At 69.7% G+C, this 24462-nt stretch carries 25 protein-coding genes and 1 pseudogene; 16 read left to right on the top strand and 10 right to left on the bottom strand.

The window, feature by feature from the left end:
- The first annotated feature begins 49 nt into the window (after window positions 1-49).
- The 3 genes from fabG (at window position 50) to OO70_RS43975 (ending at window position 2056) form a co-directional block, all read left to right on the top strand.
- Window positions 50-754 (top strand): 3-oxoacyl-[acyl-carrier-protein] reductase, encoded by a 705-nt coding sequence (gene fabG, locus OO70_RS43985; RefSeq protein ID WP_043685226.1) that lies wholly within the window; start codon window positions 50-52, stop codon window positions 752-754.
- A 5-nt stretch (window positions 755-759) separates the two neighbouring features.
- Window positions 760-1527 (top strand): enoyl-ACP reductase FabI, encoded by a 768-nt coding sequence (fabI, locus tag OO70_RS43980; RefSeq protein ID WP_043685084.1) that lies wholly within the window; start codon window positions 760-762, stop codon window positions 1525-1527.
- Window positions 1528-1702: 175 nt separating this feature from the next.
- Window positions 1703-2056, top strand: coding sequence for a hypothetical protein (locus OO70_RS43975; protein WP_043685082.1), 354 nt, complete (start codon window positions 1703-1705; stop codon window positions 2054-2056).
- Between the two features lie 34 nt (window positions 2057-2090).
- Here the strand turns inward: OO70_RS43975 and OO70_RS43970 are convergent, their stop codons facing one another.
- Window positions 2091-2780 (bottom strand): FadR/GntR family transcriptional regulator, encoded by a 690-nt coding sequence (locus OO70_RS43970; RefSeq protein WP_043685079.1) that lies wholly within the window; start codon window positions 2778-2780, stop codon window positions 2091-2093.
- Window positions 2781-2850: 70 nt separating this feature from the next.
- On the opposite strand from OO70_RS43970, the gene OO70_RS43965 reads away from it, so the two are divergent.
- The 4 genes from OO70_RS43965 (at window position 2851) to OO70_RS43955 (ending at window position 5358) form a co-directional block, all read left to right on the top strand.
- Window positions 2851-4215: a CynX/NimT family MFS transporter gene (locus OO70_RS43965; protein ID WP_043685077.1), complete on the top strand. Its 1365-nt coding sequence runs from the start codon at window positions 2851-2853 to the stop codon at window positions 4213-4215.
- Window positions 4216-4263: 48 nt separating this feature from the next.
- Window positions 4264-4380, top strand: a complete 117-nt coding sequence (locus tag OO70_RS56725; protein ID WP_019060691.1) for an SGM_5486 family transporter-associated protein — start codon at window positions 4264-4266, stop codon at window positions 4378-4380.
- Window positions 4381-4567: 187 nt separating this feature from the next.
- The gene (locus tag OO70_RS43960; RefSeq protein ID WP_043685075.1) at window positions 4568-4774 is read left to right on the top strand and encodes a hypothetical protein; all 207 of its coding nucleotides are present in this window, start codon (window positions 4568-4570) and stop codon (window positions 4772-4774) included.
- Between the two features lie 65 nt (window positions 4775-4839).
- Window positions 4840-5358, top strand: a complete 519-nt coding sequence (locus OO70_RS43955) for a SixA phosphatase family protein (RefSeq protein ID WP_043685072.1) — start codon at window positions 4840-4842, stop codon at window positions 5356-5358.
- Window positions 5359-5493: 135 nt separating this feature from the next.
- On the opposite strand, the gene serB is transcribed toward OO70_RS43955, so the two are convergent.
- Together serB and OO70_RS43945 are read right to left on the bottom strand one after the other, a co-directional pair.
- Window positions 5494-6702, bottom strand: a complete 1209-nt coding sequence (serB, locus tag OO70_RS43950; protein ID WP_043685070.1) for a phosphoserine phosphatase SerB — start codon at window positions 6700-6702, stop codon at window positions 5494-5496.
- Between the two features lie 276 nt (window positions 6703-6978).
- Window positions 6979-9132, bottom strand: coding sequence for a streptophobe family protein (locus OO70_RS43945; RefSeq protein WP_043685067.1), 2154 nt, complete (start codon window positions 9130-9132; stop codon window positions 6979-6981).
- 243 nt (window positions 9133-9375) lie between these two features.
- Between OO70_RS43945 and OO70_RS43940 the strand changes: the two genes are divergently transcribed.
- Window positions 9376-11889: an ABC transporter ATP-binding protein/permease gene (locus tag OO70_RS43940; RefSeq protein WP_043685064.1), complete on the top strand. Its 2514-nt coding sequence runs from the start codon at window positions 9376-9378 to the stop codon at window positions 11887-11889.
- Between the two features lie 124 nt (window positions 11890-12013).
- Here the strand turns inward: OO70_RS43940 and OO70_RS43935 are convergent, their stop codons facing one another.
- From OO70_RS43935 to OO70_RS43925, 3 genes are all read right to left on the bottom strand, one after another.
- The gene (locus OO70_RS43935) at window positions 12014-12769 is read right to left on the bottom strand and encodes a transglycosylase SLT domain-containing protein (protein WP_043685061.1); all 756 of its coding nucleotides are present in this window, start codon (window positions 12767-12769) and stop codon (window positions 12014-12016) included.
- Window positions 12770-13068: 299 nt separating this feature from the next.
- Window positions 13069-14160 (bottom strand): S-adenosylmethionine:tRNA ribosyltransferase-isomerase, encoded by a 1092-nt coding sequence (locus OO70_RS43930; RefSeq protein WP_043685059.1) that lies wholly within the window; start codon window positions 14158-14160, stop codon window positions 13069-13071.
- Window positions 14157-14852: an SDR family NAD(P)-dependent oxidoreductase gene (locus tag OO70_RS43925; protein ID WP_043685223.1), complete on the bottom strand. Its 696-nt coding sequence runs from the start codon at window positions 14850-14852 to the stop codon at window positions 14157-14159. The genes OO70_RS43930 and OO70_RS43925 overlap by 4 nt, the downstream gene beginning before the upstream one ends.
- Before the next feature lie 184 nt (window positions 14853-15036).
- On the opposite strand from OO70_RS43925, the gene OO70_RS43920 reads away from it, so the two are divergent.
- From OO70_RS43920 to OO70_RS43905, 4 genes are all read left to right on the top strand, one after another.
- Window positions 15037-16182 (top strand): GAF domain-containing sensor histidine kinase, encoded by a 1146-nt coding sequence (locus OO70_RS43920; protein WP_043685056.1) that lies wholly within the window; start codon window positions 15037-15039, stop codon window positions 16180-16182.
- Complete coding sequence (locus OO70_RS43915) at window positions 16175-16816, top strand: response regulator (protein WP_019060701.1); 642 nt, start codon at window positions 16175-16177, stop codon at window positions 16814-16816. The genes OO70_RS43920 and OO70_RS43915 overlap by 8 nt, the downstream gene beginning before the upstream one ends.
- Window positions 16817-16982: 166 nt before the next feature.
- On the top strand, window positions 16983-17222 hold the full coding sequence (locus tag OO70_RS43910) for a chaplin (protein WP_043685053.1): 240 nt from the start codon (window positions 16983-16985) through the stop codon (window positions 17220-17222).
- Window positions 17223-17436: 214 nt separating this feature from the next.
- Window positions 17437-17676 (top strand): chaplin family protein, encoded by a 240-nt coding sequence (locus OO70_RS43905; RefSeq protein WP_043685050.1) that lies wholly within the window; start codon window positions 17437-17439, stop codon window positions 17674-17676.
- A 238-nt stretch (window positions 17677-17914) separates the two neighbouring features.
- Here OO70_RS43905 and OO70_RS43900 read toward each other — a convergent pair whose 3' ends face one another.
- Entirely contained in the window at window positions 17915-18703 is a 789-nt protein-coding gene (locus tag OO70_RS43900; RefSeq protein WP_078651801.1) for a hypothetical protein, read from the bottom strand.
- 30 nt (window positions 18704-18733) lie between these two features.
- Between OO70_RS43900 and OO70_RS43895 the strand changes: the two are divergent.
- The 3 genes and pseudogenes from OO70_RS43895 to OO70_RS43885 all read left to right on the top strand — a co-directional run.
- Window positions 18734-19360: pseudogene (locus OO70_RS43895) on the top strand (ABC transporter ATP-binding protein); the annotation flags it as partial.
- A gap of 347 nt (window positions 19361-19707) precedes the next feature.
- Window positions 19708-20142, top strand: a complete 435-nt coding sequence (locus OO70_RS43890; RefSeq protein ID WP_043685042.1) for an NfeD family protein — start codon at window positions 19708-19710, stop codon at window positions 20140-20142.
- Between the two features lie 152 nt (window positions 20143-20294).
- Window positions 20295-21254, top strand: coding sequence for an SPFH domain-containing protein (locus tag OO70_RS43885; RefSeq protein ID WP_043685039.1), 960 nt, complete (start codon window positions 20295-20297; stop codon window positions 21252-21254).
- A gap of 65 nt (window positions 21255-21319) precedes the next feature.
- Here the strand turns inward: OO70_RS43885 and OO70_RS43880 are convergent, their stop codons facing one another.
- The 3 genes from OO70_RS43880 to OO70_RS43870 form a co-directional block, all read right to left on the bottom strand.
- Entirely contained in the window at window positions 21320-21826 is a 507-nt protein-coding gene (locus OO70_RS43880; protein ID WP_043685035.1) for an HNH endonuclease, read from the bottom strand.
- 146 nt (window positions 21827-21972) lie between these two features.
- Window positions 21973-22512 carry a YbhB/YbcL family Raf kinase inhibitor-like protein gene (locus tag OO70_RS43875; RefSeq protein WP_043685032.1) on the bottom strand — a complete coding sequence of 180 codons (540 nt, stop codon included), beginning with the start codon at window positions 22510-22512 and terminating at the stop codon, window positions 21973-21975.
- Between the two features lie 40 nt (window positions 22513-22552).
- A complete protein-coding gene (locus tag OO70_RS43870; protein ID WP_043685030.1) occupies window positions 22553-23335 on the bottom strand; it encodes a sporulation protein in 783 nt (260 codons plus the stop codon).
- 137 nt (window positions 23336-23472) lie between these two features.
- Between OO70_RS43870 and OO70_RS43865 the strand changes: the two genes are divergently transcribed.
- Complete coding sequence (locus OO70_RS43865; protein WP_043685027.1) at window positions 23473-24114, top strand: DNA-3-methyladenine glycosylase; 642 nt, start codon at window positions 23473-23475, stop codon at window positions 24112-24114.
- The last annotated feature ends 348 nt before the right edge of the window (window positions 24115-24462 follow it).

Genomic DNA, 24462 nt, shown 5'->3' with positions numbered 1-24462 from the left:
CCAGGTGTACCGGGCAGGCGTGCAGGACCGCTATCGAAAGGGTGATCCGTTGAGCCGCTCGGTTCTCGTCACCGGAGGCAACCGGGGCATCGGCCTCGCCATCGCCCGTGCGTTCGCCGACGCCGGCGACAAGGTCGCCGTCACATACCGCTCGGGTGAGCCGCCGGCCGGCTTCCTGGCCGTGAAGTGCGACATCACCGACTCCGAGCAGGTGGAGCAGGCCTACAAGGAGATCGAGGCCGAGCACGGCCCGGTCGAGGTCCTGATCGCCAACGCCGGCGTCACCAAGGACCAGCTCCTGATGCGCATGTCCGAGGACGACTTCACCTCGGTCATCGACACCAACCTCACCGGCACCTTCCGCGTCGTCAAGCGCGCCAACCGCGCCATGCTGCGCGCCAAGAAGGGCCGCGTCATCCTGATCTCGTCGGTCGTCGGCCTGATGGGCGGCCCCGGCCAGTCGAACTACGCCGCCTCCAAGGCCGCCCTGGTCGGCTTCGCGCGCTCCCTCGCCCGTGAGCTGGGCTCGCGCAACATCACCTTCAACGTCGTCGCGCCCGGCTTCGTGGACACCGACATGACCAAGGTGCTCACCGACGAGCAGCGCGAGAACATCGTGAAGCAGGTGCCGCTCGGCCGGTACGCGCAGCCCGAGGAGGTCGCCGCGACGGTGCGGTTCCTCGCCTCGGACGACGCCTCGTACATCACTGGAGCCGTCATCCCTGTTGACGGCGGACTGGGAATGGGTCACTGATCACCATGAGCGGAATTCTCGAGGGCAAGCGCGTCCTGATCTCCGGTGTGCTGCTGGAGTCCTCCATCGCCTTCCACGCCGCGAAGCAGGCCCAGGAGCAGGGCGCGGAGATCATCCTGACCGCGTTCCCGCGGCCCACGCTGACCGAGCGCATCGCCAAGAAGCTCCCCAAGCCCACCAAGGTCATCGAGCTCGACGTGACGAACGACGAGCACCTCGCGCGTCTCGCCGACGTCGTCGGCGAGGAGCTGGGCGGCCTCGACGGTGTCGTGCACTCCATCGGGTTCGCGCCGCCGGACGCGCTGGGCGGCAACTTCCTCAACACGCCCTTCTCGTCGGTCGCCACGGCCATGCACGTCTCGGCGTTCTCCCTGAAGTCGCTGACCATGGCCTGCCTCCCGCTGATGCAGAACGGCGGCTCGGTCGTCGGCCTCACCTTCGACGCGTCCTTCGCGTGGCCGCAGTACGACTGGATGGGCCCGGCCAAGGCCGCCCTGGAGGCCACCAGCCGCTACCTCGCCCGCGACCTGGGCAAGCAGAACATCCGCTGCAACCTCGTCTCCGCGGGCCCGCTCGGCTCGATGGCCGCCAAGTCCATCCCGGGCTTCAGCGAGCTGGCCTCCGTGTGGGACAACCGCTCCCCCCTGGAGTGGGACCTCAACGACCCGGAGCCGGCCGGCAAGGCCATCGTCGCCCTGCTGAGCGACTGGTTCCCGAAGACCACCGGCGAGATCGTCCACGTGGACGGCGGCCTGCACGCCATCGGAGCCTGACCTCCCGGCCCGACTTCTCCTACGGCGTCGACGCCCCGTTTCCCGCACCGCGCGGGGAGCGGGGCGTCACCCGTTCGGCCCCTCCGGCCGGGCGGGGACGGAACACAACTGCGCACTCTGGATTACGCGTTCACCACGCGATTCCCTCCCCAGCACCGCCGAGGAGGTTCCCCTTGTGCGCCTGTCCCGCAGCCTGGCCTCAGTGACCGTCGCCGTCGCTCTCGTCATCTCCCTGGCGTACGAGGCGATGCCCCACGCACGCGTGGAGGTCCGAAAAGCGGCCGCACCCCAGCTGTTCGGCGCCGCCTGCCACACCACCGTGCACGGCTCGCACGTGATCGCGTACTGCCACAACCCGTACCCCCAGACCGACCGCGTCAGCCTGCACATCGAGTGCGACCAATGGTGGGACGTCGACAGCGACGGCATCGGGACCGACGCCGGACCGGCACAGACCGTACGACTGACCGGCCGCTGCTGGGAGGACGTCCGCGCGGTGTGGGTCAGCCACCAGAAGCGGGCGAGTTGAGCCCTTACGAAGAGGGCGACTACGAAGAGGGCGACTACGAAGAGGGTGATTCGAACCGCCCCGGGCGGCACACGAACGGATAGCCCGCGGCCTCCGCCGCTGCCGCGCCCGCGTCACCCGCGCGGATCGCGTCCACGAGCCGGGTGTGGTCCATGTACGTCTCCGGAGTCAGCTCCTCGCCGACGTCCGCGCGCAGCCAGTCCCGCAGCACCTCGCCCAGGTCGGCGTACATCGCCGTCATGACGTCGTTGTGGGAGGCCGCCACCACGGCCATGTGCAGGGTTGCGTCGGCCGTCACGAAGGCCTCCGTGTCGCCCGACTCCCAGGCCTCCTCACGCCGTACGAGCAGGGTGTCCAGCTGCTTGAGGTCCTTCTCGGTGCGACGCTCGGCCGCCAGCTGCGCCGCCGCCGACTCCAGCGTGGAGCGGAGTTCGGCGATGTGCCGGGGGTCGGCGTCCGCGAAGCGGCGGTGCATCACGCCCGCCAGCTCGCTGGTCGCCACGACGTAGGTGCCCGAGCCCTGGCGGATGTCCAGCAGGCCGTTGTGCGCGAGTGCGCGGACGGCCTCGCGGACCGTGTTGCGGGCGACCCCGAGCTGCTCGACCAGCTCCGGCTCGGTCGGGATCCGGGAGCCGACCGGCCACTCGCCCGAGGTGATCTGGTTCCGCAGCGCGGCGATGACCTGCTCGGACAGCGCCGAACGACGGGGGTGGCTCAGGGGCATGGCACACCTTCGCATGTGCGGGGCGGGAACTGGCCACCCGGGGATGGACAACCAATCATCCCATGATTCTATGATGGGCGGCATGGCAAGCGAGGAAACCCGGACACTGAAGTCCACGACGAACGTCAGCAGCTCCGCCGCGAGCGACACTCCGGCGCCGACCGGAGGAGGGCCCACGCGCGCGTGGACGACACGTCTGCTCGTCGTCGGCATCGTGCTCGCCGCGCTGAACCTCCGCCCCGCCATCACCAGCCTCGGCGCCCTCCTCGAAGAGGTCCGCGACGGGCTCGGCATGAGCGGCAGCGTCGCCGGACTGCTCACCTCGGTGCCCCCGCTGTGCTTCGCCCTCTTCGGCGTCATGGCCCCACGCCTGGCCCGCCGCTTCGGCCCGGCCGCGGTCGTCTGCGCCGGCATGGTCCTCATCACCGCGGGCCTGCTCATACGGCCCTACATAGGCGGTACGGCGGGCTTCCTGGTCGGCAGCGCACTCGCGCTCATGGGCATCGCCGTCAGCAACGTCCTGATGCCGGTGATCGTCAAGCGCTGGTTCCCGGACCGGGTCGGCTCCATGACCGGCCTGTACTCGATGGCCCTCGCCCTCGGCACCGCCTCCGCGGCGGCTGTCACCGTGCCCATGACCGAGGCCCTGGGCGGCAGTTGGCGCTCCGGCCTGGCCGTGTGGGCGGCGCTGGCCGCAGCGGCCGTACTCCCGTGGATCGCTCTCGTACGACACCGGGAGGCGCCCTCGGAGCAGCACTCCCGCGCGCGGGAGGGTGTCGACGGGAGGTCCGCGCCCGGGACTTCGACGGTGGCGACCCGCGCGCGGGAGGCCGAGCACGCGCAGCCCCGGCTGCGGATCACCCGCAGCCGTACCGCCTGGGCGCTCGCCGTGTTCTTCGGGCTCCAGGCCACCGCCGCGTACATCACGATGGGCTGGATGGCGCAGATCTTCCGGGACGCGGGAGTCTCCGCGGGCACTGCCGGACTGCTGCTGGCCGTCACCATGGTGATGGGAGTGCCGCTGGCCTTCGTCATCCCGCGCGTGGCCACGCGGCTGCCCCGACAGGGCCCGATCGTGATCGCGCTCGGCGTCTGCGGACTCGCCGGATACGCGGGCCTGTACCTCGCCCCGGCCGGCGGAGCCTGGGCCTGGGCCGTGCTGCTCGGCGTCTCCAACTGCGCCTTCCCGCTGGCCCTGACGATGGTCGGCATGCGGGCCAGGACCGGCGCGGGAGTCGCCCAGCTGTCGGCCTTCGCGCAGAGCACCGGCTACCTGATCTCCATCCCGGGGCCGCTCCTGGTCGGTGTGCTCTACCAGCACAGCGGCGGCTGGGGACTGCCGATCGCGCTCATGGCCGGCCTGATGATCCCGCAGATGGCCGTGGGCGTCCTCGCGGGACGCAACCGCACCGTGGAGGACGAGGCGGCGCGCTGACCCAGACCCGGCGGATGCGGCACGGACGGCGGGTGCGAGACTTGCCGTATGCCAGTGCTCGACCCGAACCCCCAGAACGGCCAGCGGAAGATGCTCATCGTCTTCGGCTCGTTCTTCGCCATCTTCATCGTCATCGCCATCATCGCGACGATCGCCTCCCCGTGACGGTCCCGTCCCTGTGAACGCGCCCTCGTAGGCCGATGGTGGGGTTGTCCCCACCATCCCCTAGGGGGTGAGGCTCAGGGTCAAGTGGGTGGATCTCCGGATGGGTTGGGGGCCGCGCGTTCCGTAACTTCGAAGTGTGACCGCGAGAAGCGGATCGCGGACCACTCGGAGACCAGCGGAGGCATCCATGTCGGCCCCTACGCACACCCGGCCCCACCCGGCGACCACGGGCGGCGTCGACATCAGGCTGCCGTGGTGGGCCCTCGCCCTGCCGGCGCTCGCCTTCATCGTGCTGCTCGTGATGATGCTCAACCCGACGGACGCGCAAGCGGCGGCCTCGGACCCGATGATCACCCACCTCTTCGAGCGCGTACAGCAGCTCATAGGCCGCTGAGCACCGGCGGAGCCGCCCGTCAACTCCCTGCGCCCGGTGGCCTGTTTCATGCGAAGCTGGATCCCATGAGCGTCGCAGAACCCCGCAGGATTGTCCTCTTCCGGCATGCGAAAGCCGACTGGCCCCAGGTGACCGATCACGAGCGACCGCTCGCCGAGCGCGGCCGCCTGGACGCGGCCACCGCCGGAAGCAGACTGGCCGACACCGGCATCCCCTTCGATCTGGCCCTCTGCTCCACCGCGGTCCGTACCCGGGAGACCTGGAAGCTCGCCGTCCACGAGCTCGCGCACCGGCCGAAAACCGTCTACGAGGAGCGGCTCTACGAGGCCTCTCCCGGCGAGCTGATCGCCGTGCTGAACGAGACGCCCGACGACACGCAGAACCTGATCCTCATCGGGCACAACCCGGGAGTGCAGGGCCTGACCGAGGTCCTCTCCGGCCCCGGCACCAGCGAGGCCCGCGAGTGGCTGACCCGCCGCGGCTTCCCGACCGCCGCCTTTGCCGTCCTGACCTTCAACGGTTCCTGGAAGGCACTGGAGCCGGGCGTGGCGACACTGGCCGACTACTGGGCGCCGTCCGAGTAGACCCGTAGATCTGTAGACCTGTATTCGCAGTCCCGCAGACCCGCGCGACAAGGGGCCCGGCACCATGCGGTGCCGGGCCCCTGAAGGTCTTGAAGGGCGTGAAAGCCCGAGGTCGGTCCTCGTCCCGGTCCGGGATCAGTCCTCGTCGTGCGTGTCCGCCGCCTCGACCTCTTCGCGGGTGACGCCCAGCAGATACAGCACGGTGTCGAGGAACGGTACGTTCACCGCCGTGTGCGCGGCCTCCCGTACGACGGGCTTCGCGTTGAAGGCGACGCCGAGACCGGCCGCGTTGAGCATGTCCAGGTCGTTGGCGCCGTCGCCGATCGCCACGGTCTGCGCGAGCGGTACGCCCGCCTCGGCGGCGAAGCGGCGCAGCAGCCGTGCCTTGCCCGCGCGGTCGACGATCTCGCCGGTGACCTTGCCGGTCAGCCTGCCGTCGACGATCTCCAGCGTGTTGGCCTGGGCGAAGTCGAGCCCGAGCCGGTCCTTGAGGTCATCGGTGACCTGGGTGAACCCGCCCGACACGACGCCGACTTGATAGCCGAGCCGCTTGAGGGTCCGGATCAGGGTGCGGGCACCGGGCGTCAGCCGCACCTCGCTGCGCACCTTGTCGACGACCGACGCGTCCAGCCCCGCCAGCAACTCCACGCGCGCGTGCAGCGACTGCTCGAAGTCCAGCTCCCCGCGCATCGCGGCGGCCGTCACCTCGGCGACCTCGGCCTCGCAGCCGGCGTGCGCGGCGAACAGCTCGATGACCTCGTCCTGGATGAGCGTGGAGTCGACGTCCATGACGACGAGACGCTGGGCACGCCGGTGCAGCCCCGCCGCCACGACGGCGATGTCGACACCGAACGTCGCCGCGTGGGTGACGAGGGCGGTGCGCAGGGGCTCGGTCTCCACGCCGGACACCGCGAACTCGACCGCTGTCACGGGGTACTTGGCGAGCCGGAAGATACGGTCGATGTTGCCGCCGACCCGGGTGATACGGGCGGCGATCGCGGCGGTGGACTCCGCGGTGAGGGGGTGGCCGAGCACGGTCACGAGTGAACGGCCGAGGCCACGCGGCCGGTTGTCGCCGAGGCCGGAGATGATCTCCGCCTGCATCTTCATCGACTCGGCCCAGCTGTGCACGGTGGCCCGCAGATCCCCTTCGAGCCCGGCGGGCGGCGGCGTCACCAGCGCGCACAGCACCATCCGGCCACGCGTGACGACCTGCTCGATGTCGACCACGTCGACGGAGTAGGCGGCGAGGGTGTCGAAGAGTCCGGCCGTGATGCCCGGCCTGTCCTTGCCGAAGATCTTGACGAGGAGAGTGGGGACGTCAGAGGTCTGCGAAGCGCTCATGGTGTACCCACCGTATCCGGCACGGAGTGCCTTATGCCGCAGAGGTCCGCCTAGCGGACACGGAACAGTGGGTGTCGGGTCGGTGGCGCGAATCTTACGGGGCGATCACGAAGGGGCTGGTGAGCGGTCATGAGCGGGCTGGGGTGATCGGGGTGGGGTGCGGCGCCGATCAGGACTTGGCCGGGTAGTGGGCAAGAAGGGACCGGCACGGCGCCGGGCGCCGGGATACGGCCGGACGGGTGGGCACCCGGCACCGACCGACGCCCGCCACGGTGATCACCGGCGGCCCTTGGGCCTCCCCGGAGGGAGCGGTGGTGGTGGCGGGGGCGGAGGAGGCTGCTGCCCCTCGTCCGAGTCGTCCCCCGGCCGGTCCCGCGAACCCGCCCCGGGCCGACGGCGAGGCGACCGGGACGGCGGCTCGTAGGACTGGGCCATGGTCGGAGCGCCGTACATGTCCACGGGCGGGGAAGGGGTACCGGGCGTCTGCGGGTCGCCGTAGGGCCGCGTGCCGTCGTCCGGCGGGACTCCGCCCGGCCCTACGGCCCCGGGCGCCGGACCCGCCCCGAACTGCCCCGCGCTTCCCGGCGGTTGAGAAGCACCGGAGGACGGTGGGCCTCCGGAAGGCGGCCGGCCGCCGCCCTGCGGTGACCGCGCGTCGGGCGTCCACGCGCCCTCCCGGGCCGAGCCCGCATCCGGTGGCCGCCCTGCTTCTGGTCCACGGGGCCGACCCCCACCGCCCGGCCCTGCACCACCACCCGGCGGCCTGCTGTCCTCCGGTTGCCGTAGCTCATCGGGCAATTGGAGATACGGGTTGGTCGAGGGGTTCGGTGCGCGGTACGGCGTGCTCGGGACGTAGGGACCCGAGTGCCCGGTGGTTTCCGGCTGCCCCGTGTGTCCCGCGCTCCCGACAGGCTGCGCGTGTTCCGGATATGACGGCTGCCCCGGTACCCCGGCATCGAGCCCCGCCCCCGGACCCGTAGCCCCCAAGTCACCCAGTGCCAACCGCGCCGCGTGTCGTCCGGCCGCCCCGGTCGCATACGCGAGCAGCGCCCCGACGCCCCCCGCCCCCGCACCCCACACCGCGCCGAGCACCAGCGCCATGCCCAGATGCCCGTGCAACTCGATCCCGGCACCGAACGCGTCGAACCCCAGCACCGACAGCGACGCGTCCACCGACACATCCGTCAGCCAGGTCAGCAACGGCAGCGTCAGCGCGGTCACGATCCCCAGCCGTAAAGCGCACCGCCCGGCAAAACCGAGGGCCCCCGGATTCCCCGCGCCCGCACTTCCGCGACCATCGACACCCTTCGCCCCCGCCCCCAACGGCGTCCGTACCGCGGTAAGCACCCCCGCCAGCAGCATCATCAGTGCCGCGGCGACCCCCAACAGCCATACCCGGCCGTCCAGTTCGGCCAGTCGTCCGAGCGTCACCGGCTGGTCGGACTTCACGCTCAGGAGTTGGTCGAGGGGGTGGGGGAGCAGCTTCGCCAGTTCGCCGGTCGCCTTGCCGTCCCAGGGGACGAAGAGGCCGATCGGGATGCCGAGCCAGACCCCGTTGGGCGCGCCCAACAGCGCGGCGCCCGCGATCCGTTTGGGGTGGTCGTCGCCGATCGCCGCGTACGCCGCCGCCGCGAGCCCCGCCGCGACCGCGACCAGCAGCACCGCGACGAGCGCGGACGCGGCCGGCCGTACGACACGGTGGACGGCCTCCCAGCCGCGGGGGAGGGGCGTACGGCGGGACGCCAGCAGGGCGATCAGCAGGATGCCGGCCGACCAGCCCAGGCCGCCCAGCAACGTCGGCGCCGTGTCGACCGTGAAGCCGACCGCGGCCTTCGCCTTGACCAGGTCACTGATCTTGCCCGGCAACAGGCCGCCGATGTCACCGATGTCGCCGATACCGGGGATGTTCACCCCGCCGCCGCTACCGCCGCCGCCCGTCAGTTTGTCGAGGCCCAGCTTGCTCCCGTCGATCGTGATGACGTCGTGCCCGGCCCAGGCCAGCCCGCCGAGCATCGCCACGAAGAGCGCGATCACCGAGCCCACGCGCGCGAGGAGTTCGGCCGGGGCGATCACAACTCCGGCCGCCCGCAGGGACCGTAGGAAGAAATACGACAGCAGGAGTGCTCCCACCAGACTCACGCCCAACGGTGTGATCGTCACCGCCGTGGTCGCCTGTGCGCCGGTCAGGCCGAAGGCGGAGACGTCGCCCGTCGGCGTGACCGAACCGCCCGCGCCGAGGGCCACGACCGCGGCGGTCATCGGGCCGAGCGAGCCCGTCGCGTCGGCGCCCAGCAGGTGCAGGCCGAGTGCGGCCGTGCCCGCCATGCCTATCAACGCCCAGCTCACCGCGGCGATCGCGGACAGCAGGGCGTCACCCCAGGGCACCCTCGTGTCGTAGTTCGCCGTCCTGACACTCGTCGCTGAGTTCATGGCAGACCCCCCGATCCGCGGCGCGGTGCGGACACCACGCGTGTCCCCCCTCGCGTGGATTACCACTCTCCGGGTCGGTTTCAACCCCGTCAACGGAACCGGCGGAAGCGTGCGGGCGTGGTCTTCCCACAAGGCCCGACTTTCGGTCTGGGGGTGCAGCCTGAAATAGTTCCCGACGATGTTCGCCATCCCTAGACTCCCTGTGATGGGGGTAACTCGGGGGACTACTCAGTGGGGCATGGAGTGCCGGAACTCGTACTGGAATTGAATGGACGGACCTGGACGCTCGACGCGTCCAGGTCCTACACCCTCGGACGTGATCCGCAGGGGGACATCGTGGTCGACGACGCCAGGGTCTCCTGGCGGCACGCCACGATCAGCTGGGGCGGCCGGAGTTGGGTGATCGACGACCACGGCAGCACCAACGGCACGTTCGTGCAGGGCCAGCGCATCCATCAGATGGAGATCGGCCCCGGCTCGTCCGTGCACCTGGGCAACGCGACCGACGGCCCGCAGCTGAGCCTGTCCGGCGCCGCCGCCTCCGTGGCGAGCCCGCAGGCCCAGCCGCAGCAACAGCCGTACGCGGCGCAGGGGGCGGGCCCCGGCTGGGCGCAGGCACCGCAGCAGCAGGCGCCGCAACAGACGCCTGAGCAGCAGCGTTTCCAGCCGCCGGCCGCCGCGCAGATTCCGCAGCAGTCGGGACCCGGTGTCGGCGCGGGGGCGCCGCCGGTCTACGGCGACCGCAGCCCGACCACGTTCCACCAGTTCTCGCTGGACCGCGTGATGCGCATCGGCCGTGCGCTGGAGAACGAGTTGGTGGTCTCCGACCTCCAAGTCTCGCGCCACCACGCCGAGTTCCACGCGACGCTCGACGGCCGCTTCGAGATCCGTGACCTGGGCTCGCACAACGGCACGTACGTCAACGGCCAGCCGATCACCAAGGGCGGCTCCGCGCTGCTCGGCCCGAACGACATCGTCGGCGTCGGCCACTCCACGTTCCGCCTGGTCGGGGACCGGCTCGAAGAGTTCGTCGACACCGGTGAAGTCTCCTTCTCCGCCCGGCACTTGACGGTCACGGTCGACGGCGGCAAGCAGATCCTCAAGGACGTCTCCTTCGGCGTCCCGGAGAAGTCGCTGGTCGCGGTCATCGGCCCGTCCGGCTCCGGCAAGTCGACCCTGCTCAAGGCGCTCACCGGCTATCGGCCCGCCAACCAGGGCGATGTCCTCTACGACAACCGGAACCTCTACAAGCAGTTCGCCGAGCTGCGCCAGCGCATCGGTCTGGTCCCGCAGGACGACATCCTGCACAAGGAACTGACCGTCAAGAAGGCCCTCAAGTACGCGGCCAAGCTGCGCTTCCCCGCCGACACCACCGGCGACGAGCGCGAGTCCCGTATCGACGAGGTGCTGCGCGAGCTGAAGCTCGACATCCACAAAGAGAAGAAGATCACCTCCCTCTCCGGCGGCCAGCGCAAGCGCGTCTCGGTGGCCCTGGAACTCCTCACCAAGCCCTCGCTGATCTTCCTGGACGAGCCCACCTCGGGCCTCGACCCGGGCATGGACCGCGATGTCATGCAGCTGCTGCGCGGCCTCGCCGACGACGGCCGCACGGTCCTCGTCGTCACCCACTCCGTGGCCGAACTGGCGATCTGCGACAAGCTGTTGGTGATGGCCCCGGGCGGCAGCGTCGCCTACTTCGGCCCGCCGGAGGAGGCACTGAACTTCTTCGGCTACGACACCTGGGCCGACGTCTTCTCCGCCTTCGAGAACTACCGCGACTACGACTGGGCGGGCCGCTGGAAGGGCTCGCAGCACTACCAGATGTACGCCGCCGACATCGACGCGATTGCTCCGCAGTCCGTACAGATGCCTCCGATGCAGGCGATGAAGCCGCCGAAGCCGCAGGGCTGGATGTCCCAGTTCATGACGCTGGTGCGCCGCTACGTCGCGGTGATCGCCTCCGACAAGGGCTTCCTGGCCCTGATGGTGATCCTGCCGGCCGTCCTGGGCGCCGTGAGCCTGCTCATCGACTCGGGAAACAGCCTGCTGCCCAACCCGGCCAGGGCGAACGGCCAGAGAATTCCGAACGGTACGGCCACCACGGTCCTGCTGATCCTCGCGGTCGGCGCCTGCTTCGCCGGCGCGGCCAACTCCGTCCGTGAGCTGATCAAGGAACGGGTCATCTACGAACGCGAGCGCGCGACCGGCCTGTCGCGCTCCGCGTATCTGATGTCCAAGGTGTTCGTGCTCGGTGTGATCACCGCGCTGCAGGGCCTGATGGTCGGTGTCATCGGCTTCGCCAGCCGCGAGATCCCCAAGCAGGGCCTGGTCCTGGGCAGCCAGACCATGCTCGAACTCTGCATCCCGATCATGGGCCTCGGCTTCACCGCGATGATGTTCGGCCTGATCATCTCCGCGCTGGTGAAGACGGCCGAGAAGACCATGCCGCTTCTGGTCATGTTCGCGATCATCCAAGTCGTGTTCACCGGCTGCCTGTTCACCCTGAACGGCGCGATCGGCGTCAACCAGTTCTCGTACCTGATGCCGTCCCGCTGGGCGGTCGGCGCCGCGGGCGCCACGCTGGACTTCAACAAGATCAGCCCGCCCAAGCCCGGCGACAGCAACGACCCGCTGTGGAACCACACCGTCGGCGCCTGGGGCATGGACATGGCCGCCCTGATCGTCCTCGGCGTGATCTGCGGCTTCTTCGTGGCCCGCTTCCTGCGCCGCCACGAGCCCGAGGTCATGCGCAAGTGAGTCCGGAAACCCGACTCACATAGTTGGAAAAGCAGACGCCGAAGGGCGGCGCCCCTCACACGGGTGCCGCCCTTCGACGTCGATACCGAGACCCAGAGGTCCGCCGGAGGCCTCAGTACGCGTCTCAGTACGCGCTGTTGACGTTGTCGATCGAGCCGTACCGGTCGGCCGCGTAGTTGGCGGCGGCGACGATGTTGGCGACCGGGTCGTAGATGTTCGACGAGGTACCGGAGACGTGGTACGCGTTGAACGTCGGCTGGATGACCTGCAACAGACCGATCGACGGCGTGCCGTTGACCGCGTTGACGTCCCAGCCGTTGACGGCGCTCGGGTTGCCCGAGGACTCCCGCATGATGTTCTTGTACAGGCCGTTGTACGAGCCCGGGATGCCCTTGTCCTTCATGATCGCCAGGGCGTGGTTGATCCAGCCGTTGAGGTTGTTGGCGTAGGTCGCTGCGGCGACGGGCTGGAGCTTGACGCGCTGGCTGGAGCGGCTCGCGGCCTTCTTCGCCTTGTGCGCGGCCTCCGCCTTCTTCTTGGCGGCGGCTTCGGCGGCGGCCTTCTTCTTCGCGGCGGCGTCCGCCTTGGCCTTCGCCGCCTTCGCCTTCGCGTCGGCCTTCGCCTGGATCGCCTCGGTCTTCACACTGGCACCGGCGAGCTGGTCCGTGACGCTGGCCTTGACGCCCTTGATCGGCTCCGAGCTGTACGCCACGCGGGCCGAGGACGCTGCGTCGCTCGTGGTCGTCCCCGCGTCGCCGGGCACCACGGCGAAGGCGAGCGCGGCGGCGCCGAGCGTGGCGACACCGGCGAGCGCGATCCTGTGCTGCCTGGTCAGCTTGGTCAGGCGACTATGACCAGGAGTGTTCGTGTTCTTGGGCATGGCGGATGGACCTCTTCGAATTGCGCGGAGGTCGCTCTTCGGTCCGGCGGGGACGCGGGTGCTTCCGGCACAAACGCCGCGGACGGGATCCGCGGCGCTGAGCGACGGCTGCAATTCTTAGCGGCCGCAAAAACCTGTGGCAAAGGTGTGACGTACGATCCCGGGTAGTGGAGCACTAAATGACAAAACGGGACAGACGTGACCGTCTGTCCCGCTCAAGCGGGTCGCCTTTCTCTCCTATGTCCCCTAGTACGTGATCTGCGCCCTATGTGCGGGCTCACATCGACCGCCCGACAACCTCACCCGCAGTTGCGTGAGCAACGCACTGTGTGAGGGTCCTCCTCCGGGAGGATGAGGTGCACGTCCCCGAACTCGTGCCACAGGTAGAGCCCGCGCAGCGCCTCCTCGTAACTGCGGTGGACAGCGGCCCGCCCGGCGACCGCCTCCAGCATCAGCAGATGCGAGGCCTCCGGCTCGTGCAGCCCCGTCAGCAGCCCGTCCACCACCCGCACGCCCCGCTCCGGCGTGACGACGAGATCCGTCCACCCCGCACGCGCGCGTACGACCCCGTCGGCACCGGCGGCCGACTCCACGGCCCGCACGGCAGTGGTCCCGACCGCGATCACCCGCCCGTCCCCGGCCCTGGCCGCGTTGATCAGCCGGGCCGACACCTCCGACACCGCGAACCGCTCCGCGTACGGCGGCTCATGCACCTCGGCGGACGCCACCCCGGTGTGCAGGGTGACCGGCGCGAACTGCACCCCCCGACTCACCAGCTCCGCCACGAGCCGCGCGGTGAAGGGCCGGGCAGCACTGGGCATCTCCGCACTGCCGCTTCCGGCCCCGTCCTCGGACGGCAACGAGAACACCGTCTGATAGACGGACAGCGGCTGATCCCGCTCCGTATAGGAGTAACGAATGGGCCGCCCGTACTCCCGCAACAGCCCCGCCACCCCCGCCCCGGACACCCGCGCCCACCACAACCGCTCGCTCCGCCCGCTCACCGGCTCCTCCAGAGCCAGCCGCACACCCCCGGGCAGCCGCACTACCGTCCCTTCCGGGCCTCCCGCACGCGCGCGTGTGGTGCCCGTCCCGTCCGGCTCCCGCAGCTCGACAGCCCACCGCCCGTCATCGCCCCGCGTCGAGAAATGCACCACCACGCGCGCGTGCCCGATCCACCCGTCCACCGCCGCGGCCAGCGTCGGCGACGTGTTCACGATCAGCAGATCCCCGGCCCGCAGCAGCACCGGCAGCTCCCGGAACTCGTGATGAGACACCTCGGTACCCCGCGACACGAGCAGTCGTACGGCGTCCCGGTCGAGCCCCGGCCCGCGCTGCTCGGCAGGCACGCGCGCGGAGAGCTCGTCCGGAACGCGCACGGCCACTGTCATCGCTCCTCCAGCAGGGCCGGCGCGCCGTAGCGACCGCTCGCGGGCCGCTCGTCCAGCAGCCGCAGAAAGGCCGGTACCACCCCGGCCGGCGACGGCCGGGGATCGTCGTCGTCCGGTACGGCCGCCGCGTACAGGTCCGTGCCCATGTCCCCGGGGTCGACCGCCCACACCCGCAGCCCGGGCTCCTCCACGCCGAGCACGGCCGCGAGATGGTCCAGGGCCGCCTTGGACGCCCCGTACCCGCCCCACGCCTCGTACGCCTCGGCCGCCGCGTCCGAGCTGACCGCGATCACCGCACCCGCCCGCGAGGCACGCAGCAACGGCAGCGCCTCCTGGACCAGCCCCAGGGCGGCCACCACGTTCACCTCCAGCGCCCGCCGCAACCCGTCCAGGGTCAGCTCCTCAAGGCGTACGAGCGGCTCGGCCCCCAGCGCGCTCGCGTTGCTCACGACCAGGTCGACGCCGCCCAGCTTCCCCGCCGCGGCCACCAGCTCCGCGCGGTGCGCGGCGTCCGTGACGTCCCCGGGAAGCGCCTCCACGCGCGTGCCGTACGCGGCGACGGATACCGCCGCCTCCGTCAGCACCCCCTCGGTCCTGGCATCGAGCACCAGATCCCACCCGCGCGCGGCCAGCGACTCGGCCAGTGCCCGCCCCAGCCCCTTGGACGCCCCCGTGATGATCGCTACCGACATGACACACGTCCCCTCGTCCACTACGCCTCCATCGGCGTGCCCCCAACGTAGGAACGGGACCGCCCGCCGCGCGTCGGACGTCGGCCGCAGTCCACCGGGGCCCTTCGCCCTAGGCCCATCGGCCTAGGAAGCGGCCGTCACCGGCCCGATCCGCGCTGTCACACCCCGCCGGTACCGTGAGGACATGAGTCAAGGTCCACGGTCCGGCCTCGCGGCGGTGAGTTCCGCGCTGCTGGCCATGAGCAGGCATCTCGAGGTGCGCGACGTCCTCAAGACGATCGTCGCCTCGGCCCGCGAGCTGCTCGACGCGCAGTACGCCGCCCTCGGCGTTCCCGACGACCACGGCGGCTTCGCCCAGTTCGTGGTCGACGGCGTCAGCGACGCCCAGTGGAAGGCCATCGGACCGCTCCCGCGTCAACACGGCATCCTCGCCGCGATGCTGCACGAGGCGAAGGCCGAACGTCTCGCGGACGTACGCAAGGACCCGCGCTTCGAGGGCTGGCCCGCGGCCCACCCCGACATGTCCGACTTCCTGGGCCTGCCGATCCGCGACGAGGACGAGGTCATCGGCGCCCTGTTCCTCGCGAACAAGAACTGCCCCAAGCCAGACGGCGGTTGCGGCTTCACCGAGGAGGACGAGGAACTCCTCTCCATCCTCGCCCAGCACGCCGCCATCGCCCTCACCAACGCCCGCCTGTACGAGCGCAGCCGCGAGCTGACCATCGCGGAGGAACGCTCCCGCCTGGCCCACGAGTTGCACGACGCGGTGGCCCAGAAGCTGTTCTCCCTCCGCCTCACCGCGCAGGCCGCCGCCACCCTCGTGGACCGCGACCCCTCCCGCGCGAAGGGCGAACTCCAGCAGGTGGCCGCGCTCGCCGCCGAGGCCGCCGACGAACTGCGCGCCGCAGTCGTCGAGTTGCGCCCCGCTGCCCTCGACGAGGACGGACTGATCGCCACCCTGCGCACCCAGATCCAGGTCCTCGACCGCGCCCACACCGCACGCGTGACCTTCACCGGCCGAGGCTTCCGCGCCCTGCCCGCCGCCCAGGAAGAGGCCATGCTCCGCGTCGCCCAGGAGGCCCTGCACAACGCACTGCGCCACTCCGGCGCGGCACACGTCGCCGTGACCCTGGAGCGACACGGCTGCGGAGCGGTCCTACGGGTCACCGACGACGGCAGCGGCTTCGAACCCCAGTCGATCCGCCGCGCGGGACGTCACCTCGGCCTGGTCTCCATGCGGGACCGGACGAACGGCGTCGGCGGCACGCTGACCGTGGAATCGGCGCCCGGCAAGGGCACCACGATCGAGATGGAGGTCCCCGGTGGCTGACGCAATCAAGGTGCTGATCGTCGACGACCACCAGGTCGTCCGCCGGGGCCTGCGCACCTTCCTGGAGGTGCAGGACGACATCGAGGTCGTCGGCGAGGCGGCCGACGGTGCCGAAGGAGTCGCCCGCACCGAGGAGTTGAAGCCCGACGTCGTCCTCATGGACGTCAAGATGCCGGGCATGGACGGCATCGAGGCGCTGCGCAAGCTCCGCGAACTCGACCACCCCGCGCGCGTGTTGATCGTCACCAGCTTCACCGAACAGCGCACGGTGATCCCGGCCCTGCGCGCGGGCGCCGCCGGTTACGTCTACAAGGACGTGGACCCGGACGCCCTCGCCGGCGCCATCCGGTCCGTCCACGCTGGCCACATCCTGCTCCAACCCGAGGTCGCCGGTGTCCTGTTGTCCCAGGAGGAGTCCAACTCGGGGCAGGGGAGAGGCGGTTCGCTCACGGAACGGGAGCGCGAGGTGCTCGGCCTGATCGCCGACGGCCGCTCCAACCGCGAGATAGCCCGCGCCCTGGTGCTCTCCGAGAAGACGGTCAAGACCCATGTCTCGAACATCCTCATGAAGCTCGACCTGGCGGACCGCACCCAGGCCGCCCTGTTCGCCGTACGCCACGGTCTGACCAGGTGAAAGGCTGCGCAGGGGTGGCGTGACGGCAACACGGAACGTCCCGTTCCGGGCTGAGATTCATACCGTCGTGGGAATGTCCCCCGGATGGCGCATCCTTCGTGGATCTCCACCGTTCTCCAGTGCGTGCCGCGGCGCCTGCCGCGGTGATCGCTAGGAGGACTCAGAAGTGAAGAACCTGAAGAAGGCAGCGGCCGTGACGATGGTGGCCGGCGGGCTGGTCGCCGCCGGTGCCGGGCTGGCCTCCGCCGACGGCCTGGCGAACGGCCAGGCCGTCGGTTCGCCCGGCGTCGGCTCGGGCAACGTCGTCCAGGTCCCCGTCCACGTCCCGGTCAACGCGGTCGGCAACAGCGTGAACGTCATCGGCGTCCTGAACCCCGCCTTCGGCAACCTCGGCGTCAACCGCTGACGCACGTCGCCCCGCGGCAGTGACCTCCGGCCTCCCAGGGCGCTCCCTGGGAGGCCGGTCTGCTCGTCACCTGGTCATCCGGTCGGCTTGTCGCCCCAATGATCCGAACGGGCAGTCAAACGCGCATTCCCGTGCCGTTTTCGGCACTCCCCGCGTTGATCAGCGCACGACCCGCGGCCGGGTCGGTCACGCAATCGCAGGAGGAATGCTTCCCATGAACATCGCCAAGAAGGCCGCCGTGGCCCTCACCGTCGCCGGTATCGCCGCTGGCGCCTCCGCCGGTGCCGCTGTCGCCGACGCGGGTGCCGACGGCGCGGCCGTGAAGTCGCCGGGTGTCGGCTCGGGCAACGTCGTCCAGGTCCCGGTCCACGTCCCCGTCAACGTCGTCGGTGACAGCGTCAACGTCATCGGCCTGCTGAACCCCGCGTTCGGCAACAAGGGCGTCAACGACTGACACCCGCAGCGGTAAGGAGGGGCCCTGAGAGTCGACGACGACTCCCGGGGCCCTTCTGCTGTAGGGCTTCTCGGCCCAGCGAACTCAGCCCGTCCGGTGCCTTTTCCACTCAGGCCGGCAACACTCAGCCGGTCCGGCGTTTGAGGACGAGGCCCCTTCAGGGCCGAAGCGGGGGTCTGGGGGCGCAGCCCCCGGAAGACGCCCACACCAACACAGGGCAATCAGCGCAACGGAACATTCAGCGCACCCCCTTCTCCCGCTCCTCCACAACGGAGTTGTACGCCGCGACCTGCGCCCGCCGAGCCGTCCGCTCCACCGGCCGCAACGCCGCCGCCCGCACCGCCATCTCGGACGCGCTCACCGCACCCCCGTGCCCGCTCTCGTAAGCGAGGGACACCAACAACCCCACCCGCTGCGCCAGCTCCAGCACCCGCACAGCACGCGGCGGATACCCGGGGGCCAGAACCTCCCGCCCCCGCTCAGCCCGCGCGCGATACGCGTCGACCGCAGCCTCCGCGACCGGCCCCGACCCGGCCAGGTCCAACCGAGACAACACCTCCGTCGCATCCCGCAGCGCCTCCGCCAGCTCCCGCTCGGCCTCCCCGAGCGAGGGCACGTCGGCGGGCGGCGCCTCCCGCACCGGCAGGCAGTGCCAGACGACCTCGACATGCACATCACCGGCGGGACCGGCCTCGTACACCTCGGGAACGAGGCCGAGCGCGGCGCCGTAGCAGATCACCGCCTCCTCGGCGTCCAAGGCTCGCGTGTTGAAGTCGGGCGGGCCGCTGAGCCCCAGCGGGTGTCCCGGTGTGGGCAGCGCCACGCGCAGCCCGGTCACCCCGAGGGTGCGCAGCCGTCCCAGTGCGAGCGTGAGTCCGACGGGCGCCGATTCGCCCGGCAGTCCCTCCACGCGGTGCACGGCGTCCTCGCCCACGATGGCGAGCACGGCGTCGTCCGGTGAGACAAGTCCGGCCAACAGGGCATTTCCCCAGGCGGCGAGGCGTCCTGAACGTGGTTCCGAAAGCATGGCGTCCACCCTAAGGACCGGACCGATGGAATGGAGCGCCCGGCCGGTGGCGTAGATTTCTTCGAGGGCTGCGCCTACCGGCGCACGCGACAGCCGAGACAGGCCGACGATGCAATGGGAGACAGCGCGCTCATGAGCGATGTTCTGGAGCTGGAGGACGTAACCGTGGTCCGGGAGGGCCGGGCTCTGGTGGACCAGGTCTCCTGGTCGGTCAAGGAGGGCGAGCGCTGGGTCATCCTCGGCCCGAACGGCGCCGGCAAGACCACGCTCCTGAACGTCGCGTCCAGCTACCTGTTCCCCAGCAGCGGCACAGCCACCATCCTCGGCGAGACCCTCGGCAAGGTCGACGTCTTCGAACTGCGCCCCCGCATCGGCGTGGCCGGCATCGCCATGGCCGAGAAGCTCCCCAAGCGCCAGACCGTCCTGCAGACCGTCCTGACCGCCGCCTACGGCATGACCGCCGGGTGGAACGAGGACTACGAGGACATCGACGAGCAGCGTGCCCGCGCCTTCCTCGACCGCCTCGGCATGAGCGACTACCTGGACCGCAAGTTCGGCACCCTCTCCGAGGGCGAGCGCAAGCGCACCCTCATCGCCCGCGCCCTGATGACCGACCCCGAGCTGCTCCTCCTCGACGAGCCCGCCGCCGGCCTCGACCTCGGCGGCCGCGAGGACCTCGTACGCCGGCTCGGCCGCCTCGCCCGCGACCCGATCGCCCCCTCCATGATCATGGTCACGCACCATGTCGAGGAGATCGCCCCCGGCTTCACCCACGTCCTGATGATCCGTCAGGGCAAGGTGCTCGCCGCGGGCCCGCTGGAGCTCGAACTCACCGCGCGCAACCTCTCCCTCTGCTTCGGCCTCCCGCTGATCGTCGAGCAGGTCGGCGAGCGCTGGACCGCACGCGGTCTCCCCATGTCCTGACCGAACTCCCCTGAAAAATACGGGTCGTACGGGCATATGCGCCCTGTCCGCGACGGGACCCGCAGCCCTACCATGACCATGTGAACGACATCGGCGCATGGGTGTGGTGGCTCGTCGGCGCGGCAGCACTCGGAATCCCGCTCGTGGTGACCGCGATGCCGGAGTTCGGCATGCTCGCCGTGGGCGCCGTCGCCGCCGCGGCCACCGCGGGGATCGGCGGGGACCTCGTCGTCCAGGTTCTCGTCTTCGCCGTCGTCTCGGTCGCCCTCATCGCGGTCGTACGACCCATCGCCGCCCGGCACCGTTCCACGCGGCCCCAACTCGCCACAGGAGTGGACGCGTTGAAGGGCAAGCAGGCCGTCGTCCTGGAGCGTGTCGACGGCTCCGGCGGCGGCCGGATCAAGCTGGCCGGAGAGATCTGGTCGGCCCGTTCGCTCGACACCGACCGGGCCTACGAACCGGGCCAGGAGGTGGACGTCGTGGAGATCGAGGGAGCCACCGCGATCGTCATCTGACCTCGCGGGAATCGACCGATGACCTCGCAGGACTCAACTGAACCGAACAGCACACGAGTTGCGCGACGGTCTGACAGACTCGACCAGCAAGATCTTCAACAACCATAAGATCTTCCGAAAGCGCCGAGGCGGAGAAGGGTACGGGGAGCACGATGGAACCGGTCATCATCGTCTTGATCATCCTGGTGGTGTTGGTCTTCATCGCTTTGGTCAGGACGATCCAGGTCATCCCACAGGCAAGCGCCGCGATCGTGGAGCGGTTCGGCCGCTACACACGGACACTCAACGCGGGACTCAACATCGTCGTCCCGTTCATCGACACGATCCGCAACCGCATCGACCTGCGCGAACAGGTCGTACCATTCCCGCCGCAGCCGGTGATCACCCAGGACAACCTGGTCGTCAACATCGACACGGTCATCTACTACCAGGTGACGGACGCGCGGGCCGCGACCTACGAAGTGGCCAGCTACATCCAGGCGATCGAGCAGCTCACGGTCACCACGCTCCGCAACATCATCGGCGGCATGGACCTGGAGCGGACCCTGACCTCCCGCGAGGAGATCAACGCGGCCCTGCGCGGAGTCCTCGACGAGGCGACGGGCAAGTGGGGCATCCGCGTGAACCGCGTCGAACTCAAGGCAATTGAGCCCCCCACCTCCATCCAGGACTCGATGGAGAAGCAGATGCGCGCCGACCGTGACAAGCGCGCCGCGATCCTCACCGCGGAGGGCACGCGCCAGGCCGCGATCCTCACCGCCGAAGGTGAGAAGCAGTCCCAGATCCTGCGCGCCGAAGGTGAGGCCAAGGCAGCCGCCCTGCGCGCCGAGGGCGAGGCCCAGGCCGTCCGCACGGTCTTCGAGGCGATCCACGCGGGCGACGCCGACCAGAAGCTCCTCTCCTACCAGTACCTCCAGATGCTCCCGAAGATCGCCGCAGGCGACGCCAACAAGCTCTGGATCGTCCCCAGCGAGATCGGCGACGCCCTCAAGGGCCTCTCCGGCGCGATGGGCAACGTCGGCCCGTTCGGCGGCGGTTCGGGCAACGACGGAGGCAACTCCAGCAACTCGGGCGGCAATTCGGAACGCCGAGAGAAGCCGTCCATCGACTGACAGGCCTTTGCTACGACACTGGGGCCCACCTCGCAGGAGGTGGGCCCCAGTTCTGTTCACGTGCCCTACGCCGCCGGCTGCACCAGCCACTCCGGCAGCGCGTCGAAGTCCTCGGTCCCCAGCGCCAACAGCATCGCGTCCGCAGGCGTCGGCTCGAACGGCTGACGCAGCAGCGGCATCCCCGCCTGCTCCGGAGTCCGGGCCGCCTTGCGGTGGTTGTCCTCCGCACACGAGGCCACCGTGTTCAGCCAGGAGTCCTGACCGCCCTGAGCCCTGGGCACCACATGGTCGACCGTGGTCGCGCGCCTGCCGCAGTACGCGCACCGGTGCCGGTCCCTGACCAGCACACCCCGCCTCGACCACGGAGCTTGTCTTCGGAACGGCACCCTGACATACCTGCACAGCCGGATCACCCGGGGGGCCGGTATATCGACCTCGGCTCCGCGCATACGCAGTTCGGGGTGGGCCTGCTCGACGACAGCCTTGTCCTGGAGCACCAGCACGACGGCTCGATTCAACGACACCGTCGACAGCGGCTCGAAGCTCGCGTTCAGCACCAGCGTGTCCCGCATCCAGCCCACCTCCCCATGGCAACCGGCCCAACCGCGTGGCGGGCTTGGATCAACTCTGGCCGGGCACGCCGAGATGGACAACGCAATAAAAAATGCCCGCCTCTGATCAATTCCAAGACCAGAGGCGGGCAAACGTTCAATGAACGTCAGTCTTCCGTGGGCGCTTCGTACTCACCGATCAGCTGGGCACGTGCCAGCGCGTGGAACCGCAGGTTGAAACCGACGACCGCCGGAGAAACGTCCGAGTCCGGACCGAGCTTCTCCGCGTCCACGGCGTACACCGTGAACACATAGCGGTGCGACCCGTCCCCGGGCGGCGGTGCGGCACCGCCGAAGTCCTTCGACCCGTAGTCGTTGCGCACCTGTACGGCGCCCTCCGGCAGCCCCTCGAACTTGCCGCTGCCCGCACCCGTCGGCAGCTCGGTCACCGAGACCGGGATGTCGAACACGGTCCAGTGCCAGAACCCGCTCCCCGTAGGGGCGTCCGGGTCGTAGCAGGTCACGGCGAAACTCTTGGTCTCGGGCGGGAAGCCCTCCCACCGCAGCTGCGGCGAGGTGTTGCCGGCCGCGTAGACCTGAGCGTCCTTGAGCGTCGCCCCCGGCGAGACGTCCTCGCTCGTCACCGTGAACGACGGCACAGGCGGATGGAAGTCATGGGGGAGCGGTCGCCGCTTCAGCTCGGACACCTCGGTACCTCCTGATCGGAATCTTCAGTACGTCCCGAGCCTAGAACCAGTTGCGCTTGCTGCCGACCTCGGAGATCCACTGATTGAGGTACGCCGCCCAGTCCGTCCCGTGGAAGTCGTGCTGGCCCACCTGGAAGGACCGGAAGGTGTCACTGCCCTCGCTGAACAGGCCCGGCTTCTTGTCCATCTCCAGGATGACGTCCATCGCGTTCTCGTCGGCCACGAAGCTCAACTCGACCTGGTTGAGCCCGCGGTACTGCGACGGCGGGAAGAACTCGATCTCCTGGTAGAACGGCAGCTTCTGCCGCGTCCCCCGGATGTGACCGCGCTCCATGTCCGCGTTCTTGAAGCGGAAGCCCAGCCGGATGAAGGCGTCCAGGATCGCCTTCTGCGCCGGCAACGGGTGCACGTTGACCGGATCGAGGTCACTGGAGTCCACGGCACGAGCGATCGCCAGCTCGGTGCTCACCCCGATGTGCATCCCGCGCAGCGCCTGACCGTCGATCATCGTGACCGGCGTCTCCCAGGGGATCTCGAGCCCGAACGGCACCGTGTGCGCGGCACCCGCCTGCAACTCGAAGGCGTCGCCGAGGCGCACCTTCGTGAACTCGATGTCCTGCTTGTACTCCTGGTCGCCGCTCTCGATCTCGACCTTGGCCTGCAGTCCGACCGAGAGCCCCTGGATCTCCTGGCTGACGGACCCGCCCTGGATCCGCACCTCGCCCTGAACGACACCACCAGGAACGACGTTGACCTCGGTCAGCACCGTCTCCACCGAAGCCCCGCCGGCCCCCAGGCTCGCGAGCAGCTTCTTGAACCCCATGACTCTCCCTTTACGTATGGACCCTTGATCCCTACAAACGCGATCCGACCGCGACCGGTTCCGCGCCACACCCTGGCAAGCGGACGGAACCTTGACCACCCCTTGGCACAAGCGTGTCTGGACTACGCTCGGACGCCATGATCGCGCCCCCGGACCGTATGCCACTCCCCAGAGAGTTCTTCGACCGCCCTGTATTGGAGGTCGCCCCCGACCTCCTGGGCCGCATCCTCGTCCGTACGACCCCCGACGGTCCGATCGTCCTGCGCATCACAGAGGTCGAGGCCTACGACGGCGGAAACGACCCGGCCTCCCACGCGTATCGCGGCCCGACGGCCCGCAACGGCGTGATGTTCGGTCCGCCCGGGTACGTGTACGTCTACTTCACCTACGGCATGTGGCACTGCATGAACCTGGTGTGCGGTCCCGAGGGCACGGCGAGGGCAGTCCTGCTCCGTGCCGGCGAGATCGTCGAGGGCGCCGAGCTGGCCCGTAAACGTCGACTCTCGGCCCGAAATGACAAAGAACTGGCCAAAGGCCCCGCCCGCCTGGCCACCGCCCTGGACGTCGACCGCTCCCTGGACGGCACGGACGCGTGCACCACGGGCGAGACACCCCTGAGGATGCTGGCCGGTACACCCGTGCCTTCCCATCAGGTAAGCAACGGTCCGCGTACCGGGGTCTCGGGCGAGGGCGCGGTCCACCCGTGGCGGTTCTGGATCACCAACGACCCTACGGTGAGCCCTTATCGGGCCCATACGCCTAGGCGTCGGTCAAGTTGACGCGCCGTGGCGGGGTGCGTAATGTAGCCCGAGCCGCTTGACCCGGGTACGGCATTCGCCTGCAGCCGGAAGCGGCCAACCCACTACCTACGACTCCCTCTCAGCAGGGGCGCTTTCAGCATGCCCGCATGCCTGAATTCGAACTTGCGGAGCTCGATTATGAGCTGGCGAGGGAATCGGCTAACGTAGTGAATGTCGAAAGGCCGACAGGCGAAAGCCCAAAGCGTTTGACAATCCCAACCGACAGGGAATCGGGACCGGAAACGGTCTGATAGAGTCGGAAACGCAAGACCGAAGGGAAAAGCCCGGAGGAAAGCCCGAGAGGGTGAGTACAAAGGAAGCGTCCGT

Origin of the sequence: Streptomyces xylophagus (genome assembly GCF_000716435.1) — a bacterium.
In the GTDB taxonomy this organism is placed as follows: domain Bacteria; phylum Actinomycetota; class Actinomycetes; order Streptomycetales; family Streptomycetaceae; genus Streptomyces; species Streptomyces xylophagus.
Note: the sequence above shows the minus strand (reverse complement) of the source record. Positions and strands in the feature narration are given on the sequence as shown.